This is a genomic window from Ruegeria sp. CK3, from assembly GCF_056536565.1.
The window spans coordinates 190,792-208,256 of record NZ_JBQFPV010000011.1; the positions used below are offsets into that span (position 1 = coordinate 190,792).

16 protein-coding genes are annotated in these 17,465 nt (G+C 57.3%); 9 read left to right on the top strand and 7 right to left on the bottom strand.

The features are described from left to right. Positions 1 to 7 precede the first annotated feature (7 nt). The 5 genes from ACR0C3_RS18175 (at position 8) to ACR0C3_RS18195 (ending at position 5,814) form a co-directional block, all read left to right on the top strand. Positions 8 to 847 carry a flagellar motor protein MotB gene (locus ACR0C3_RS18175; protein ID WP_480759790.1) on the top strand — a complete coding sequence of 280 codons (840 nt, stop codon included), beginning with the start codon at positions 8 to 10 and terminating at the stop codon, positions 845 to 847. Between the two features lie 91 nt (positions 848 to 938). After that, positions 939 to 2,234 (top strand): flagellar hook protein FlgE, encoded by a 1,296-nt coding sequence (locus ACR0C3_RS18180; protein ID WP_480759791.1) that lies wholly within the window; start codon positions 939 to 941, stop codon positions 2,232 to 2,234. Positions 2,235 to 2,261: 27 nt separating this feature from the next. Continuing rightward, positions 2,262 to 3,713 (top strand): flagellar hook-associated protein FlgK, encoded by a 1,452-nt coding sequence (gene flgK, locus ACR0C3_RS18185; RefSeq protein ID WP_480759793.1) that lies wholly within the window; start codon positions 2,262 to 2,264, stop codon positions 3,711 to 3,713. Between the two features lie 2 nt (positions 3,714 to 3,715). Next, the gene (locus ACR0C3_RS18190) at positions 3,716 to 4,723 is read left to right on the top strand and encodes a flagellin (protein WP_480759794.1); all 1,008 of its coding nucleotides are present in this window, start codon (positions 3,716 to 3,718) and stop codon (positions 4,721 to 4,723) included. After that, a complete protein-coding gene (locus ACR0C3_RS18195; RefSeq protein ID WP_425084151.1) occupies positions 4,720 to 5,814 on the top strand; it encodes a flagellar basal body P-ring protein FlgI in 1,095 nt (364 codons plus the stop codon). Before ACR0C3_RS18190 ends, ACR0C3_RS18195 begins: the two co-directional genes overlap by 4 nt. A gap of 24 nt (positions 5,815 to 5,838) precedes the next feature. On the opposite strand, the gene ACR0C3_RS18200 is transcribed toward ACR0C3_RS18195, so the two are convergent. The 7 genes from ACR0C3_RS18200 to ACR0C3_RS18230 form a co-directional block, all read right to left on the bottom strand. Continuing rightward, positions 5,839 to 6,483, bottom strand: a complete 645-nt coding sequence (locus tag ACR0C3_RS18200) for a DUF1523 family protein (RefSeq protein WP_170462991.1) — start codon at positions 6,481 to 6,483, stop codon at positions 5,839 to 5,841. Between the two features lie 10 nt (positions 6,484 to 6,493). Continuing rightward, the gene (locus ACR0C3_RS18205; RefSeq protein WP_170379920.1) at positions 6,494 to 6,760 is read right to left on the bottom strand and encodes a hypothetical protein; all 267 of its coding nucleotides are present in this window, start codon (positions 6,758 to 6,760) and stop codon (positions 6,494 to 6,496) included. A 1-nt stretch (position 6,761) separates the two neighbouring features. After that, positions 6,762 to 8,099: a DUF6638 family protein gene (locus ACR0C3_RS18210; RefSeq protein ID WP_480759796.1), complete on the bottom strand. Its 1,338-nt coding sequence runs from the start codon at positions 8,097 to 8,099 to the stop codon at positions 6,762 to 6,764. Between the two features lies 1 nt (position 8,100). Next, the gene (locus tag ACR0C3_RS18215; protein ID WP_480759797.1) at positions 8,101 to 8,685 is read right to left on the bottom strand and encodes a hypothetical protein; all 585 of its coding nucleotides are present in this window, start codon (positions 8,683 to 8,685) and stop codon (positions 8,101 to 8,103) included. Between the two features lie 2 nt (positions 8,686 to 8,687). After that, positions 8,688 to 10,613: an AAA family ATPase gene (locus tag ACR0C3_RS18220; protein ID WP_480759798.1), complete on the bottom strand. Its 1,926-nt coding sequence runs from the start codon at positions 10,611 to 10,613 to the stop codon at positions 8,688 to 8,690. Positions 10,614 to 10,670: 57 nt separating this feature from the next. Beyond that, positions 10,671 to 11,789, bottom strand: a complete 1,119-nt coding sequence (locus ACR0C3_RS18225) for a hypothetical protein (protein WP_480759800.1) — start codon at positions 11,787 to 11,789, stop codon at positions 10,671 to 10,673. A 414-nt stretch (positions 11,790 to 12,203) separates the two neighbouring features. After that, positions 12,204 to 13,283, bottom strand: a complete 1,080-nt coding sequence (locus tag ACR0C3_RS18230; RefSeq protein ID WP_480759801.1) for a hypothetical protein — start codon at positions 13,281 to 13,283, stop codon at positions 12,204 to 12,206. 260 nt (positions 13,284 to 13,543) lie between these two features. Here ACR0C3_RS18230 and ACR0C3_RS18235 point away from each other — a divergent pair, with 260 nt between their 5' ends. The 4 genes from ACR0C3_RS18235 to ACR0C3_RS18250 all read left to right on the top strand — a co-directional run bounded on the left by ACR0C3_RS18235 (position 13,544) and on the right by ACR0C3_RS18250 (position 17,296). Then, positions 13,544 to 15,019 (top strand): NAD-dependent succinate-semialdehyde dehydrogenase, encoded by a 1,476-nt coding sequence (locus ACR0C3_RS18235; protein WP_480759802.1) that lies wholly within the window; start codon positions 13,544 to 13,546, stop codon positions 15,017 to 15,019. 351 nt (positions 15,020 to 15,370) lie between these two features. After that, positions 15,371 to 16,582: a tyrosine-type recombinase/integrase gene (locus tag ACR0C3_RS18240; protein ID WP_480759804.1), complete on the top strand. Its 1,212-nt coding sequence runs from the start codon at positions 15,371 to 15,373 to the stop codon at positions 16,580 to 16,582. Between the two features lie 61 nt (positions 16,583 to 16,643). Beyond that, a complete protein-coding gene (locus tag ACR0C3_RS18245) occupies positions 16,644 to 17,057 on the top strand; it encodes a hypothetical protein (protein ID WP_480759805.1) in 414 nt (137 codons plus the stop codon). A 65-nt stretch (positions 17,058 to 17,122) separates the two neighbouring features. Further along, the gene (locus tag ACR0C3_RS18250) at positions 17,123 to 17,296 is read left to right on the top strand and encodes a helix-turn-helix transcriptional regulator (protein WP_480759807.1); all 174 of its coding nucleotides are present in this window, start codon (positions 17,123 to 17,125) and stop codon (positions 17,294 to 17,296) included. The last annotated feature ends 169 nt before the right edge of the window (positions 17,297 to 17,465 follow it).

Sequence of the window (17,465 nt, forward strand, 5' to 3'; positions counted from 1 at the left end):
GGTGGAGATGGGTGCGCAAACCAATGCGGCGCCAATCATCATCAAGAAGAAGCGTGCATCAGGTGGCGATGGCCATCACGGTGGCGCGTGGAAGGTCGCATATGCGGACTTCGTCACGGCCATGATGGCCTTCTTCATGTTGATGTGGCTGCTGAATGCAACGACCGAAAAACAACGCAAAGGGCTGGCGGACTATTTCTCGCCAACGATTCCGGTGAACCCGGTCTCGGGTGGGGGCGATGGGGCCTTTGGCGGCAACAACATGTTTTCCGAGAAAACGATGGTGATGGACGGATCGGGTGCAAGCGCCCGTTTCCCGACCGATGCCCGAAAGGCGCGCGGCTCCACCGGAGTGGATGCCGACGGTGCAGGCAAGGGAACGACCGAGGATTTCTCGACGCTCGAGGCGCAACTTTTGGGGCGCACGGGTGAGAGTATGGTGTCGGACAAGGTGCTGAAGCACATCGTCACACGTGTCACCGACGAAGGGTTGGTGGTCGAACTGTTCGACACCGAGGATCAGCCTCTGTTCGAATCGGGAACAGACAAGCCGACCACGATGATGCGCGCGCTTGCCCTGTTGGTGGCCCGATCATCGGATCTGGTGCGCAATGACGTCGCCGTCGAAGGGCATGTCAGCGCGTCTCCGGTGGTTCTGGCCGACAACCCGGCCTGGGATCTGTCCACCGCGCGGGCGCAGGTTGTCCGGCAGCTTCTTGAGGATAAAGGTTTTTTAGAACAACGGCTTGACCGGGTGACCGGGCACGCGGACCGAGAGTTGTCGAACAGCAATCCCATGGCCGTTCGCAACAACCGGATCGAGGTGATCTTTTTGCGAAATCGCTAAAGGATAGGTGGCATTTTACCTGTTAGCGCGCTGTTAAGGCCCAGCGCGTTAGCTTTTGCATCAACGATTGACGCAACTGAAGGGCGTGCCAATGACCATTTCCTCTTCGCTGAATGCCGGTGTGGCGGCGTTGAAGGCCAATGCCAACAGGCTGGCTACGATTTCAGACAACATCGCCAACTCCTCGACCTACGGCTACAAGCGGGTGGAGACGGATTTTCACTCCATGGTCACCTCGGGCCAGGGGGGCAGCTATTCCGCCGGTGGTGTGCGCACTACAAGCCAGCGGCTGATTGATCAACGCGGCTCGCTGGTTACTACGAACAACTCGACCGATTTGGCGGTGCGTGGGCGGGGGATGCTGCCTGTGCGGCCAAGCTCGCAGATTGCAGGTGGCTCGAATGAGATGCTGCTGACCACCACCGGGTCGTTTCGCACCAATGATCAGGGCTATCTGGTCACCGAATCGGGTCTGGTGCTTCTGGGATGGCGCGCGAACCCGGATGGCTCGATCCCTGCTGCGCCTCGGGATACGCCAGCGGCGCTTGAGCCCATTCAGCTGAGTGTTAACCAGCTGTCAGGCGCCCCAACAACACAGATGAACCTGCGCATGAACCTGCCCGCGACCGCAACAGATGCGGGCGCGCCAGGTGATACACAGCCCCTGTCCGTTGAATATTTCGACAACCTGGGCAAATCCGAAAGCGTCGATATCGAGCTGGTACCAACCGTTCCGGCCACAGGCTCCAGCAATGAATGGACCATGATCATGCGCGATTCAGCGTCAGGCGGGACGGTGATCGGCGAGTACACTCTGACCTTCACCGACAGCCGGACCGCAGGCGGTACGCTTGCCACGGTCACTCCGGTAACAGGTGGGGCGTATGATCCAGCAACCGGCAGCGTGGTGGTGAACGTCGCGGGCGGTCCGATGGAGATCAATATCGGCCAGATCGGCGATGCGGATGGGATCACGCAATTGTCGGACACCTTCGCCCCCGTCTCGATCACGCGCGACGGGTCAGCGGTGGGAACGATGACCAGCGTTCAGGTCGATGAAAACGGGTATGTCTACGCCTTCTACGACACCGGCGTCAGCCGCCGCATGTTCCAGATCCCTCTGGCAGATGTCCCAAACCCCAACGGCCTGACCGCGCTGGATAGCCAGACCTACGCACCGTCGCGTGAGAGTGGCACGTTCTTCCTGTGGAATGCGGGCGAGGGCCCAACCGGAGACCTTGTATCCTTCGCGCGCGAGGAATCCACCACGGATGTCGCGACCGAGCTGACCTCGATGATCAAGACACAGCGCGCCTATTCCTCAAGCGCCAAGGTGATCCAGACCGTCGATGAGATGCTGCAGGAAACTACCAATATCAAACGCTGACTTTGACCCTCGGAAAGGACCCGTCGGATGAACCTGTCGACAGCTTTGAACAACGCCATGACCGGCCTGACCGCCACCAGCCGGGGTGCGTCGGTCGTTTCCGGAAACATTGCCAACGCCCTGACGCCCGGCTACGCGAAACGCTCATTGGAGCTGACCACCAGCCTGATTTCAGGCAATGGCGTGCGCACCGCAGGCATCATTCGGCATCAGGACCCGGTTCTGACGGCCAATCGCCGCGCCACCGACGCCGATCTGTCGCACCAATCCGCTTTGGCCGACTTTCACACTCAGCTTGAAAGGGTCGTGGGCACGCCCGAGGACGCGGCATCTCTCTCCAATCGTCTGGCCGAGTTCGAAAGCAGTCTGATCACCGCCGCCAGCCTGCCTGACTCGGTCGAGCGTTTGGATCAAGTGGCCCGCAGTGGCAGCGACCTGGCCGCCAGTCTGAACCGGGCATCCGAAGGATTGCGGCAGCTGCGCTCGGACGCAGACCGGACGATCGGCTCGCATATCGCCAGCCTGAACCAGACCCTCAGGGATATCGAGGATCTGAACGCAAGAATTCCCGCGATCCGGAACTCAGGCGGTGACATCAATGCCTTTCTGGATCAGCGGCAGGTTCTGATCGACCAGGTCAATGAGCTGATTCCGGTCAATGTCGTCCCGCGCGACAATGACCGTGTTTCTCTCTACTCCGATGGCGGGCTGATCCTGCTTGAAGGCAAAGCGGCTGAGTTTTCCTTTACCACCACAGGCGACACTCAACCTCATATGACCGTTGGCAACGGCTTGCTGTCGGGGCTGGAGATGAACGGAAACCCGGTCCGGACCAGCGGTGATTCCGCTCAGATCCGTGGTGGTGCGCTGGCGGCCCAATTTGAAATCCGCGACCAACTTGCCCCCGAAGTGCAAACCCAGCTCGACACAGTTACGCGCGATCTTGTGGAACGGTTTGAAACACCCGGGTTGGATCCAACGGCATTGGCCACCGATCCGGGTTTGTTCACAGACGGCGGCAACCGTCTGGATTTGACAATGCTGACGGGGCTTGCCTCTCGCATCAACCTCAACGCGGTCGTCGACCCGGATTCCGGCGGAGACAGCTGGAGGCTGCGCGCTGGTCTCGGCGCAGCTGCCCCGAATGACCCCGGAGCTTCGACCCAGCTGCAGGCGTTCAGCGCCGCTCTGATCGAAGCCCGCCCGGTCGCAGGGGCGATCTTTGGCACCGGAAATATGCGCGCCTCTGAGATCGCCGAGGCTATGATGTCGCGCGTTGGCGCAGATGCCTATGTCGCCGAACAACGCAAAACATTCGCCACCGGTGCCCAGAAGCAGATGCAGCAGCTAGAGGCGGAGCAGGGCGTTGATACCGATCAGGAACTGCAACAGCTGATGCAGATCGAACAGGCCTACGCGGCCAATGCGCGTCTCATCTCGGTCGTGGATGAGCTGATGGACACTCTATTGAGACTATAAACATGACGCTGACATCCATAGGCGATCTGGCCCGAGGTCTGACCTTGCAGACCCGGTCCACCCAGATCAAGCAACAGATTGAAACCCTGTCGTATGAAATGTCGACCGGAAAGGTGCAGGGCGTCTCAGGCCATCTGGGCGGCGACTATTCGCATCTTCTCGATTTGGACCGCAGCCTGACGCATTTGGATGCGTTTGGCATCGCTACGTCCGAGGCCAAGCTGTTCTCGGACGCCATGCAGCAAAGCCTTAGCGTATTCAGTGAGTCAACCGGCGAGATGACAGCAACTTTGCTGGCCTTTGGCACGGCGAACCACGCTGTGACGCATGAGCAGGCCTCGGTCCAAGCGCGGAATGAGTTAGGCACTATGATGTCCGCGCTGAACACCCGGATTGGCGGCCGCAGTTTGTTTTCGGGCACCGCGACGGATGTCTCGCCGCTGCCATCGGCCGAGACCTTGCTGACCGCGCTTGAGGCTGAGTTAACGGGCTTGGTGAGTGTGACTGACATTCGCAACGCAGCCGAGGCTTGGTTCAACGACCCACCAGGTTTTGACGCGGTCATCTACCAAGGGTCGAACGCTGCACTGCCGTCCATGCAGATTGCCGAGAATGAACGCATTACTCTCGATATCACGGCAACGGACCCAACGCTGAAGGCGGCGCTCAGGGAAGTTGCTGTCGCCGCACTGGTTGCCGACGACGCTTTGGCGGTGCCAAACGATCAGCGCACCGGGTTGTTCAAGCAATTGGGTGTTGCCTTGGCAAATGCTCAGGATGATACGGTCATTTTGCGGGCCGAGGTCGGTGCAGCCGAAGCGCGTGTCGAACAGGCGACAAGCCGAAACGCCGCCGCGCGCACCAGTCTGGAATACACCCGCAACGCCCTGATTGAGGCCGATCCCTATGAAACGGCCACCAAGCTTCAGGCCGTGCAGTTCCAATTGGAAAGCCTCTATTCCGTCACCGTTCGTAATGCGAACCTCTCACTTGTGAATTTCCTGAGATGAGGGTTATTGTTTTTCTTCTGGCTCTGATGCCCAGCCTTGCGTTCGCCGGCGCAATCCGTCTGAAAGATCTGGTTGATTTCGATGGGGTGCGCGGCAACGATCTGGTCGGCTACGGCCTGGTCGTCGGCCTGAATGGAACCGGCGACGGGTTGCGGAATTCCCCCTTCACCGAAGAGATCATGTCCAACATCCTCGAACGGCTGGGCGTGAATGTGAATGGCGAGGATTTTCGCCCCAAGAACGTGGCCGCCGTCCTTGTGACGGCCAGCCTCCCCCCGTTTTCGCGGGTCGGAGGGCAGATCGACGTCACTGTCTCGGCCATCGGGGATTCAAGTAGCCTGTTGGGCGGCACGCTGATCATGACCCCGCTGAACGCGGCGGACGGGCAGATCTACGCTGTTGCCCAAGGCACAGTGCTGGCAGGTGGTGCATCGGCTGAGGGTGAGGCCGCGACCGTCGTCCGGGGCGTTCCGACCTCGGGCGTGATCCCATCCGGCGCGCGGGTCGAGCGCGAGATCGACTTTGACTTGTCTACCCTGACCCAAATGCGGTTGGCCCTGCGTGAGCCTGATTTTACGACAGCGGGCCGGATCGAAACGGCCATCAACCGCGAATTCAACCGCGCCGTGGCCATCATGCGCGATTCCGGAACCGTTGAGCTGAACATCGCGGCCACTCAGTCCGCGTCGACAGCGCATGCAATCGGTCGGATCGAAAACATCCTAGTTGAGCCTGAAACCAAGGCCCGCGTTGTGGTCGATCAGCGCTCGGGCACGATCGTCATGGGGCAAGAGGTTCGGATATCTCGGGTCGCGGTGTCGCAAGGCAACCTGACCCTGACGGTAGAGGAGGCTCCGATCGCGGTTCAACCCAACCCCTTTGCTGACGGAGAGACCGTAGTGGTCCCCAGAACCTTCGCCGGCATCGAAGAGGAAGAAGGCACCGGCCTGGCCGAAATCCCAGAAGCCACCACCTTATCTGAGGTCGTGGCAGGCCTGAATGCCCTGGGGGTTTCGCCGCGCGACATGATCGACATTCTGAAAACGATCAAAGCCGCGGGCGCCCTGCATGCCGAATTCATCGTACGATAGAGGCCCCCTTCACTGGCCGGGTCCCTATTTCGATTTCCAACTATCCAGCCAGCGGCGGAATCGACTGCGTCGTTCATCGATGGCGTCGCCTGCGGCATAGATCCCGTCTTCCATCGACTCGAGCATCGGGTCGATCCGCGCCTGCCGGAACCGGCGCCAGCGTACCCAAAGCGCCCAGACAATGGCAGCAAAGACCGTCAGGAAAACTATGTTGAACCACGGGATGATCCGCACGTCCGGCCCCTCGACCGGTTTGATAAAGACGGCGTTAGGGAAGATCGACATGAACTCATTGCGCCAGCCATAGTGGGTTACTACCACCCAGTCGGGGTTGTTCTTGTCCGAGATCGCGTCATTGGCCTCGGTATACAGGTTGGCGGTGTCGAACTTGAAATAGAAAGGCCAGCCCCAGCCGGTATCCTCGTTCCGGTAGACAATGGGCTTCCCGTTAGCACGGACGGCCTGGATAAACTGTACGTCGCGGTTCGACAGGCTGGCGGATTGATCTTCGGGCTCGGACCAGAAAATACGGGTCCAGTCGTTCAGGTCTTGCCGTTCTTCATAGGTGTTGACGATGCGCACGACATCATGCTGCGGCAGCGAATATTGCAGGATCACAGCGACACTGCCCCAGAAGATGATAATGAATGCCCATTTCACATAGGCCATGCTGTAACCCTCACATATAATTCACGATGTAGATCAATGCGCCGATTGCCACCCAAGGGACAATATAAACCGCCAGGATCAGTTTGCGCCGGAACGAATTATCATAGACGTGCAGCCCGCGTTCCACAAAAGCCTCTTTGTTTCCCTGTTTGCCCTTCTCATCCCACCACGTCTCAAGCTTACGACGGCGGACGCCGCGCGAATAAAGCGACAGCGCGAAGTAAGCAATTGTCTGCAGAACCAGCAGGACCAGAAACAGGCGCATCGCTCCGAACATATCAACTCCTCCCGACTGCGCCCCAGGGGCCGACCCGCGCGATGATTGTATCGCTGACACGATCTTCTCCGCTCATGTCCGGTTCATGACCGAACAGAGCCGCACGGGCACCGGATTTATCCACTTGATACTCGCGGGCCAGAAACTCGGCAACATAGGCCTTTTTGGCCTCGGGCCACGTGGCATAGGTTTTGTAGAACAGCTCTTTGTGACAGATGAACATCTGGCGGGGGTCCAGCGGAGCCAGTTCGGACAGCAACATATTCACCAAATCGCGGTATGGCGTATCCGCGGCGCGCAACGTGTAGAAATACGCCGGATGGTCCGAGGTGATCCGCGGCCAAGGCCCCCCATCCGTCGCCCAGCGCAAGAGTTGGGCGAGACCGTGATATGCCTCAGGCAAGCGATCCGAGTGGTTTCGCGCCAAACGCCTCATATCGCGGCGATCCAGCCCCATCAGATCAACATCAGCATCTGCGGCGGCGGCAATGGTCAGAAAATCCATCTTTTGCTGAAGGATCGCCGCCGCATCCACGCCGCGCGCCTTTACGATGGGTTCCACCAGATCGTTATAGTCGAGGAATTTGGCAATCTGGTTCCGTTGAGACGGGTCAAACGTGTACTTGATTTTCAGATCGTCGGGCTTTTCACCCATGCAAATCGCCGCCGGGTGATCCATGTCGGGAAACAGGTACAGCCCGCCGAAATGCGCCGTCCAGAAGTTGCGCTGCTCAAACGCCGTGTGGCGGAGGTTGACCGGGTTGCGGGTGACGTCTCCGGTTTCTTTCGCCGTTTCGATCATCCGGGCGATCAGCACGTCATCGAACCAGGCATCCTCGGCGGTTTTGAACTTTTCAACCATGCCCGCCAGCTGCTCGGCCTTGCGCAGGGTGCCGCCTGCAGTATCGGCCTCAATCTCGATCTTGCGCAGGTTCAGCAGATCATTTGACGTGGTGAGTTTGAAGACCGAGTTCACCAACTCTCCGGCTACCGCATCGGTGGCGGTCAGGGCGAACAACTGCGCCTCGTTCATCTCGATAAACTCGCGCAGAATGTCGCGCGAGGTCGAGAATTTGACGTTCAGCAAAGGCGCGCGTTTCTGCTCGGTCGTCAGCAGGATGAACTGCCGGTTGACCCCGTTGGGGTTGAGGTAGAGCTCATCCTCCAGCTCAATCCCCACCTCCGGCGAATAGCCCGAAATATCCACATGGAAATCCGTCAACGCCGTGGTCTTGCCCGCCAGATGCTGCAACGCGCGGTTATACCGCTCGACTAAAGCCGGGCTGGAGATGTGGACGAGATTGCCGAACATCAGGCCTTTTTCGATGAGGCGGATCATTCTACAAATCCATTAACTGGGCATCTTCCAACTCTGATTTAAGTCGGCGCCATTCGGCCTTTAGAATTTTAGTAGATGTTTGGTGCAGAGACTTTACCTCATCGATTTTCTTATCTTCGTCCTCGTCCTTCATTGCTTGAGTAATCCGGTGAACACACTTTTGCAGCTCAACAGTATCTTGCTCATCAGGATTCAACATTAGGAAAATTCTTTGAAATTTGAGAGCTATCTCTTTGAAGTCATAATCATCATCACCGAAGTTCATTACTTCCGCTTGAAGCGACGCGATGTCCTCGCGCAGATCTTCTATCCATTTAAGTCTGAATTCGGACATCTTTAAGCTAGTTTGTATTCTGCGATTATATTTTTCGCGACGCTCGGCGGACTTGTTTGCTAAGTGCGTCGACCAAAAAGCCAAAGTAGACACCAAAAAAAGCGTGCCTAGCGATAGCAGCGTGCTGTCATAGCTCGAAATAAAGCTTTCGGCTCGGTCAAAAAGGGAGCCGTCGAACTTGCCAATTACTATTAGAAAAACTGGCAATAGAGCCAATAAAGCTAATAGAAAGAATATCGTTCCTAGAATCACCCCTACCCCTCCAGATACCGCCGCTTGGCCTCTTCCATCCGGCCCATCTCACGCACTGCGTTCTCGATGGCGACCTCATCGCTCTTGTCGGCATAGCGGAATTCGCTGTCAGCGTAGCGGTTGATCTCCTGTATCACCATCTCAACCGTTATCGGCTGGCGCAGGTCCTCGATCATGGCCTTCTTGGTGTCGTAGTCGCGGAACAGGAACAGGTCGGGGTTCTCCATCCATTCGTCGGGCAGTTCGAAGTCCATCGCACGGACTTTGACCGCGTCGGTGATGTTCTTGATCGCGCGACCGGTGAAGCGCTCATCTGCCTGTTGGATCGCCTTGAGATAGGTGCCCAGCTTGGCAATCGTGTCCATCTGGCCGATCTCGCCGGACACCCGGTCATAGACCTGCATCAGGGCGTCCTCATGCGGGCGGGCGTGGCTTTCAAAGCTGGCGGCGACGGCCTTCTTGATCTCCTGCGCGGCATAGGCTTCGTGTTCGCCCAGCGGGATGTCGTGGTTGCGGCCCATCAGCAGGTGCAGGATGTCGATGTAATCCTCACGCGTTTGCGGCCCGTCAACAAGGAACCGCGCGCCCGCCCGCTGGCGCAGGGCGTCGTCTACATTCTCGGGGTAGTTCGAGAACATGCCAAAGGTGCAATTGCCGCGCACGACGGTGTTTGCGCCCGCAAAGTTTTCCATCAGCACGGCGGTGATTTCCAGCTGCCCGGCCGAGGACTGCCGGTCGCCGCGTTTGCCCGCCAGCTGGTCGATGTCGTCAATGGTGCCAAACCCGATGACAGAGGGATCGATGATCGTGTTAATAAACGCCTTGGCGTTCTGGCCGGATTTCCCCTGATAGCTGTCGATATTGTCTGTGCTCAGGTTCTGATAACGAAACGGATAGCCCGCGCTCTGACAGTAATCGTTGATCAACCCGGCCATCATCTGGATCAGAGTGGTCTTGCCGGTGCCCGGTTTGCCGTCGCCCATGAAGGTAAAGATAAACCCGCCGAGTTCAGCGAAGGGGTTCAGGCGGCGGTCAAAATCGTAGGCCATCAGCATCTTGGCCAACTTCATCGCCTGATACTTGGCGATATGGTTGCCGACCACCTCGTTGGGTTTCTTGAAAGTCATGGTCAGGGTGGTGGATTTGGCCTTAGAGGCCGGCTCAAATCCCCGGATCGTCAGATCGTCGGCCTCGATATGCCAGGCCGCGTTTTGGAAAGGGGTCAGATGGCCAGCGGATTGCGCACGCAGGGCGACCTTGTCCATCAGTTGCTCGGCATAGGCGCTGATGGCGGCGATCAGATGCGCGTCGTCGGGGGCGTGTTTGGTCAGCACCTGATCCAGCTCCCACAAGGCACCGTGCAGGGCAAGCTGGCCATTGTCGGTCAGAACTTCTTCGATCTCGCCCAGATCAACGGTAGTTTCGCCGAGATGGGACGACATCAAGTAAGCCAGCGCGTTGCCGAGCACATGAGAGGTGATCAGTGCCTCAGCCGTCAGCAACTCCGAAAACTCGGTCTTGCGTGCGACAGGCAGATCCCCCGCCAGATTGGCCCGCTTCAAATCGGCCAACGGCGTCTGTTCAGCGTATGCCTCGGCCACGGCCAAAGCGATGGCAATCGCGCGCCGAATGGCCTGCTGCGCCGTGGCCTGAGGGGGCGAAACGAGCGTATCACCATCATCCGAGGCCTCGATTCGCTCAACCAGATGCACTCCATCGGCTCGCACTGTCCGCCGCGTCACCAATCCCGGCGTAGTAGAACGAAACCGCCGCCCCGTCGACACGCCCGATGACCGCTCTACCGCCACTTCAATGGGTTTCGCAATCCGCGGCGCGTGTTCGAACCCGTTCAACAAGGCGGTCGCCGCCGGGTAATGCTTGCGAATATCGTCTTCGCGCAATTCCATCTGATCTGACGTCAAACTCATCTCAAAAACCGCCCATTCTTCTTCTGTTCAAAAATACCTCCGCCGGAGGCAAAAAATCTAATAGCGCAGCACCTGCCCCGATTTGCTGACCACAAATTTGCGCACATCGGCGAAGCCCGGAGGGTTGCGCTCGGTCAGTACCTGAAACGGACGCTGAGGCAGAATAATCGAGCGCTGCGTCCGCGTCGCTCCGGTCTCGGCCCCTTGCCCGCCAAACGGATCCAGCGCGAAGACCTCACGCTCGACGTTCGAGAACCACCCAGCGCGTTCCTCTATCACTTCTTCGCTTACTAGTTCTTCGGTGGTCCATGCCAGCGCCCAGTCCTGCCCCTCGGGCGCCTGCGCGTCCTCTAGCACCTGCCGCAAGGGGCCGGACTGCTCGGTAAAGGCCGAGGAATACATCGGACCCACATGAATGCGGCGCAGGTGTTTGGGGTGCAGGTCGTCGAAATCCTGATCAAAGCCCTTGGCGATGGTCACCAGTTTCAACCCGCCTAAGGATTGCGCCATCAGATGCGCCTGCACCTCGGGCCAGCGGCGTTGATCCTTGGGCAGCGCTGTCTTGCCGCTATCCTCCAACTGCATCAGGTAGATGACCGGCAGGTTGATCTGGCTGTCATAGACCGCCCAATGGATCATGAACTTGCGCCGATCACCCTCATTTCCGATCCAGTGACATTCGGGATCATTGCGCGCCCAGAACAACTCTCCCTTCAGCAATTCCTGGTAATAGAGCCTTTGGGACAGCGCGAATTGCAGCTTGGTCGGGATCTCCTGATCCCCAATGATGGTGCGGACCATGTCGGTTTTCAGATCATCGACTGAGGGCATATTCGCCAGATGCACCTGCGCCTGTTGCGCGTCATTGGCCATGGTGAGCAACTCGGCCGCCACCGGAAATCCGCTGTCGCGCTTGTCCATGGCGAGGCTGCCAAAGAACCGCCCGGTATCGCGCCCGACCAGCAAATATTTCATGCTGAGCGCGCGGAACGTGTAAAGCAGCCCCGAGAGGTAGCGCGACACGATCCGCACCTCTTGCTTGCTGATCGCGCCCTCAGCCTCCATCGTCGCGGCCACACGGAGGAGGTGGACAGTGATCACCTCGAATTTGCGGAAATAGCGGCGCGAGGCGAAGGTGTCGATCAGGCCGACATGGTCTTGGGTGGGGTCAGTCATTAGGTGCTACTGGGCGCTCAATTCTCATTCTACAGTCTTCTAGAGCACCGATAAAGACGAGGCAGTAGAGCCCAATCACGCCGCTCCACGGCAAACCCATAGAAAAAAACAAAGAGCTACCGAACAGCATCCCCAAAAACGGAAGTATCCACCCGTTCCTTATTTGACGCCAAAGTAGCTTAGAACCTATGGCTTCCAACAAGCTCATCTGACGTTCCGGCTCGACGTAAGGCCCCCACTTCGGCTTAAGAAACAGAGAAACGTACAAATAAACAGCCACAAAAGCCCAAACTGACACCGCACTCAGATCAGGTTTCCCGGACATCAACCCGATGACAAAGGTGCCCAAGAAAACGGTTAGAAGCACGAGCGGTATCGTGTTGAATAGTTCTCGCGTTGTGTACCGCAACAACCTTAACCCCCATACAAATTCTTATCATGCTTCTCGACAATCGAGGCGAACCGGCGGGCAAAGCGTTCATCCGCCTTGGCCTTTTTCTCCAGCACGTCGCGGGCAAAGACCATGTGGTCCTCGTGCGCCTCAAGCATGTCGGCCATTTTCTGGTTGGTCGCGGTGCCAATGGCGGCCATGGCGGTTTGCGCCTCTTGGTCAGTTTGCACGCCGATCTCGTTGATGCGGTGGGCCACGTCCTGCTGCTGCGCGGTTTTCAGCGATTTGGTCAGGGCGTCATACAGGACCACGCGCTGTTGCGTGTCTGTCTGTAGCTTGTTGATTAGCACCATCTGCGTCGCCGCCTGGTTCTGCAGTGAGTCCACCCAGGTTTTGCCCTTTTCGATGTACCGCTCCAGCGTCTGCGATTTGGCCAGCTTGACCTGCTCTTCCTGGACCTTCGCGTTGTATTGCTTGTTCAACTCGGCCAATTCGGTTTCCAACTGAGTGCGCGCGGCGGCGTCCTGTTCGACGCTGATCTTGTTCTCCAAGGTGATGATCGTCGGGTCCATGCCCTGAATTTCGGCCCGCAGCGCCTCAAGTTCTGCAACAGTCACCTCACGGTCATCTAGCGTGACGGTCAGGTTGTCCTCGACCTTCACGCGCTGTTCTTCCAGTACGGACAGTTGCCCCTCCAGCAGTTTGACGATCACGTCGGATTTGGCGATCAGGTCCTGCAGCTTGTCGTCAATGTTGGCCGTGCGCATCCGCTCCTGCCGCATCGACTCGGATTTACCTTTCGAGAAGATTCCAACAAACGATTCCCACCCGGTTTTCGAGCGCATCTCGTCGAAATCTTTCGAGAACGCGCTGGTGACGTCGTCCAGCCCCATGATCAGCTCAGCGATATTGGCGTTCATTACCTCGGTATGGGCATGCACATCCTCAAGCGTGGCGTTTTCGATGTCGATATCCGCCTCGGCCGTACCGATTTTGGCGCGTGCGGCCTCGATCCGTGAGGTCAGGCCTTCGATCTGCGATTGCGACTCACGCACCTTGGACTGAGTCTCTTTGATCAATGCCTCAAATTGCTGGTTCGACATCTACGCTATCCCTTTTTCTTTATATTTCTATATAGATAGGCAATGTAACATTCATTTACATCCCCTATTGCTCGGAAATCTCGAAAACTGTCGCAAACTCCCAAGAGAAATGAAAGCCATATGGGCACCGACAGGGTGCCAAAGTCGCTTCGCGGTGGGAAAGGGCAAACTGGGTTCATCGCCGCGCAACAATGGACATAGACAAAGCGCATGACACCTGCTTGGGTGCGCGCAACACAAATATTGCCGGAGGCTGACCCATGCTGGACGCAACGACCGATCTGAAATCCCTGCTCAAGAATCCCGACCTTCTGGTGACCAAAGCCTATATCGGCGGCCAATGGGTGGATGGTGACAACGGCACGTTCGCAGTGACCAACCCCGCACGCGGGGACGTGATTGCCGAAGTTGCCGATGTCAGCCGCGCGCAGGTCGCAGGCGCCATCGCACAGGCCGAAGCCGCGCAGAAGGAATGGGACAAGCTGACCGGTAAGGAACGCGCCGCCATCCTGCGTCGTTGGTTCGACCTGATGATGGAAAACGCCGAGGATCTGGGCAAGATCCTGACCGCCGAGCAGGGCAAGCCGTTGGCCGAGGCTGTTGGCGAAATCGGCTATGGGGCCTCCTTCATCGAATTCTTTGGGGAAGAGGCCAAGCGGGTCTATGGCGAGACCATCCCCGGCCATCAGCGCGACAAGCGGATCATGGTGATGAAACAGCCGATCGGCGTGGCGGCTTCGATCACGCCGTGGAACTTCCCCAACGCAATGATCACGCGTAAGGCTGGCCCGGCACTGGCTGCGGGCTGCGCCTTTGTAGCGCGCCCGGCGACAGAAACCCCTCTGTCCGCTCTGGTTCTGGCGCTGCTGGCGGAACAGGCGGGCGTGCCTGCGGGTGTCTTCAACGTCGTGCCGTCCACTCAGGCCAGCGAGACCGGCAAGGAGTTCTGCGAGAACCCAGGCGTGCGCAAGCTGACCTTTACTGGCTCGACCGAGGTGGGACGCATCCTGCTACGCCAGGCGGCCGATCAGGTCATGAAATGCTCGATGGAGCTGGGCGGCAACGCGCCCTTCATCGTGTTCGACGATGCCGATCTGGATGCGGCCGTCGAAGGTGCGATGCTGTGCAAGTTCCGCAATAACGGCCAGACCTGTGTCTGCGCCAATCGCATCTACGTACAGGCAGGCGTCTACGATGCCTTTGCCGTCAAGCTGAAAGCTGCGGTTGAGGCGCTCAAAGTCGGCGACGGACTGAGCGCTGGCACAACCACCGGCCCCTTGATCAACGACGACGCGGTGGCCAAAGTCGAAGAGCATATCAAGGATGTCACAGAAAAAGGCGGCGCGGTTCTCACCGGCGGCCTGCCTCATGATCTGGGCGGCACCTTCTTCCAACCCACCATCGTGACCGGCGTGACTCAGGACATGATGGTGGCGCAGGACGAGACCTTTGGCCCACTGGCGCCCTTGTTCAAGTTCGAGGACGAAGATGACGTCATCGCCATGGCCAATGATACGATCTTCGGTCTGGCCTCGTATTTCTATGCCAAGGACCTGAGCCGCGTCTACAAAGTGGCCGAGGCGCTGGAATACGGCATCGTCGGCGTGAACACCGGCATCATCTCGACCGAGTTGGGCCCGTTCGGCGGCGTCAAGCAATCCGGCCTTGGCCGTGAAGGCAGCCATCACGGCATGGAAGACTATATGGAAATGAAATACGTCTGCCTGTCGGTCTGAACTGGAAGACTGCCCCTCTCGTCGCGTTGAGGGGGGCAACTGATATGACAGGGTTTGCTCCTCCTGACACCTCTCCACTCCTCACAAAAGAGCTAAGATACGTGGATTTGAACGGGCCGTCAGCAAGACGCGCGTCTCAACAATTCGCGCATCCGGGGTATTCCTTTTGGCCGGGGTGTTTATTGAGAAACAAGTGGTGCCGCTGAAGGGCATCTAATTCATGTTTCAGCGCGTTTCATCGCGTACCAAGAATCTACCAATATATCTGTTTTCAATAATTTAGTTGTATCACCGTGTTCCAATATGCCCCGCCGCATACTATATCTAGAGGGTGGATAGAGAGGTGGACGAATGTCACGCCCTTTGCATAAGTTGAGCGCGTCGACGCTGAAATCTGTACAGACGGGGAAGTATTCTGACGGCGGCGGGTTGTGGTTCCATCGTCGTGAAGATGGTGGGGCGCAATGGTTCCTGCGTGTCACTGTCCACGGTCGCAGGCGTGAAATGGGGCTGGGTTCTTACCCAGAAGTCTCTCTTAAAGAAGCCCGTCAGGCAGCGGACAACTGGCGCGCTGTTGCCCGCAAGGGTGTTGACCCCATCAAAGAACGGGTGCGCTTCAAGCGGGAAGAGGCCAGCAAACTTCATCTGTTGAAGGACGTTGCCCTAGATGCGTTTGAGAGTCGCAAAGCCGAACTGAAGGGCGATGGCAAGGCCGGGCGTTGGTACTCACCACTTGAATTGCACGTTTTGCCAAAGCTCGGGAAAGTGCCTGTCGTGGAATTGGACCAGAAGGACATCCGCGACACGCTGGCCCCGATTTGGCACACGAAAGCAGATACGGCACGAAAAGCCATGAACCGTCTATCCATTGTAATGCGACACGCGGCGGCCTTGGGGCTGGACGTGGATCTGCAGGCGACGGACAAGGCCAAAGCCCTTTTAGGCAAACAGCGCCACAAGGCTCAGAATATTCCCGCCATGCCCTGGAACGAAGTTCCGACCTTTTACCAAAGCCTGGATGGCGGGACGACAACGGAATTAGCACTTAGTTTGCTGATTCTTACCGCAGTCCGGTCATATCCACTTCGCAACCTGCATGTGGATCAGATTGAAGGCGATGTTTGGACCATTCCCGCAGAAGCAATGAAAGGGCGCAGGGATGCGACTGAAGAATTCCGCGTGCCTCTGTCTGTGGAAGCTCTCGCGGTCATCGAACGTGCCAAACCAATGGCGCGGGACGGATTGCTGTTCCCTGGCGTTCGGCGCGGTGTCATATCGGACATGACGATGGGGTCATTCATGAAAAGGCGTGAACTGGTTGAGCGTCCGCATGGATTCAGGTCGTCTTTTCGGGATTGGGTGGCAGAAACGCAGAACGTGCCGTTCGAGGTTGCTGAAACTTGTCTAGGACACGTTGTCGGTAATTCAGTTGAGCGCGCCTACAAATGCACCGATTTCTTGGAGCAAAGGAAGATACTAATGGAGCGATGGACAGTTCACCTAACCTCGCAACAAGAAGAAACAATCAAAAATACTCTCTATTCGGGAACCCAAAATGAATAAGAGGCAAGTTCGAGGCCTTTGGGGCATTTTCGAAGCAGAGCAAGACGGAGTGGAATAGGAGATGGAACCCCCTAGCGCCGACTTTGTGCCGGGCATGGGTTTGGGAGCAACAAAGGAGGCCACACGATGGGCTTACATAGGCTATTCCCGCGAAAAGCAAGCACTGGTCGAACAATCGCTTGCAAAACCGAGAGGGCGGCCCAAGAAGTCAAAGTTGGAATCAGTAGATGCTTTCAGAGCGTTTTCCCTGTGGAAAATCGCGAAAACGTCATTTGACCGTCATCGCCATGAAATAACGGTTTTAGAACTAGTTAATTGCGCTTCAAAAATTGAAGACTACCTCGATGTGCCAATAGCAGAACGAGCATTCCCGCCAGGCGGAGATTTTTCCTCGTCAGTTTCAAGAGGCAAGAAGATTCTTGAGATTGACGATTGTTGGAACTCAGCTCTTTGCGAAAAAATCGATGCGATTTAACCGCAAATGACTAGTAGTTAGCTGTCCATCAGAATGTGTGTCATGAGCAATCATGGAGCACACCAATGAACCTCCTTTCGTTCACTGATCTGCAATCTAAACTTGGCGGTCGCAGCCGCAGTTCTGTTTACCGCGACATTGAAATTGGTCGCCTGCCAAAGCCCATCAAATTCGGGTCGCGCCTCTACTGGAACGAGGCCGATATCGACGCTGCAATCAAGAAACAGGTTGCTGCCTAAAAGAAACCCCCACTCGAGGCACGGGCGGAGGCAAATTCTTTTGGGTGACAACAAGAGAATAGCCGAAAGCCCGATGTCTTTCAATTAAAGAAAGGCAATAGATGAATACTTTCGAACAAAACCTAACAATCCAAACTGAACTTCCACCCTCGAACGCACTGCGCGTGTA

Coding starts and splice junctions, on each gene's coding strand:
- ACR0C3_RS18180 (WP_480759791.1), top strand. CDS start 939: ATGACCATTTCCTCTTCGCTGAATGCCGGTGTGGCGGCGTTGAAGGCC.
- ACR0C3_RS18235 (WP_480759802.1), top strand. CDS start 13,544: ATGCTGGACGCAACGACCGATCTGAAATCCCTGCTCAAGAATCCCGAC.
- ACR0C3_RS18250 (WP_480759807.1), top strand. CDS start 17,123: ATGAACCTCCTTTCGTTCACTGATCTGCAATCTAAACTTGGCGGTCGC.
- ACR0C3_RS18220 (WP_480759798.1), bottom strand. CDS start 10,613: ATGAGTTTGACGTCAGATCAGATGGAATTGCGCGAAGACGATATTCGC.
- ACR0C3_RS18245 (WP_480759805.1), top strand. CDS start 16,644: ATGGAACCCCCTAGCGCCGACTTTGTGCCGGGCATGGGTTTGGGAGCA.
- ACR0C3_RS18190 (WP_480759794.1), top strand. CDS start 3,716: ATGACGCTGACATCCATAGGCGATCTGGCCCGAGGTCTGACCTTGCAG.
- ACR0C3_RS18195 (WP_425084151.1), top strand. CDS start 4,720: ATGAGGGTTATTGTTTTTCTTCTGGCTCTGATGCCCAGCCTTGCGTTC.
- ACR0C3_RS18205 (WP_170379920.1), bottom strand. CDS start 6,760: ATGTTCGGAGCGATGCGCCTGTTTCTGGTCCTGCTGGTTCTGCAGACA.
- ACR0C3_RS18200 (WP_170462991.1), bottom strand. CDS start 6,483: ATGGCCTATGTGAAATGGGCATTCATTATCATCTTCTGGGGCAGTGTC.
- ACR0C3_RS18210 (WP_480759796.1), bottom strand. CDS start 8,099: ATGATCCGCCTCATCGAAAAAGGCCTGATGTTCGGCAATCTCGTCCAC.
- ACR0C3_RS18230 (WP_480759801.1), bottom strand. CDS start 13,283: ATGTCGAACCAGCAATTTGAGGCATTGATCAAAGAGACTCAGTCCAAG.
- ACR0C3_RS18175 (WP_480759790.1), top strand. CDS start 8: ATGGGTGCGCAAACCAATGCGGCGCCAATCATCATCAAGAAGAAGCGT.
- ACR0C3_RS18240 (WP_480759804.1), top strand. CDS start 15,371: ATGTCACGCCCTTTGCATAAGTTGAGCGCGTCGACGCTGAAATCTGTA.
- ACR0C3_RS18225 (WP_480759800.1), bottom strand. CDS start 11,789: ATGACTGACCCCACCCAAGACCATGTCGGCCTGATCGACACCTTCGCC.
- flgK (WP_480759793.1), top strand. CDS start 2,262: ATGAACCTGTCGACAGCTTTGAACAACGCCATGACCGGCCTGACCGCC.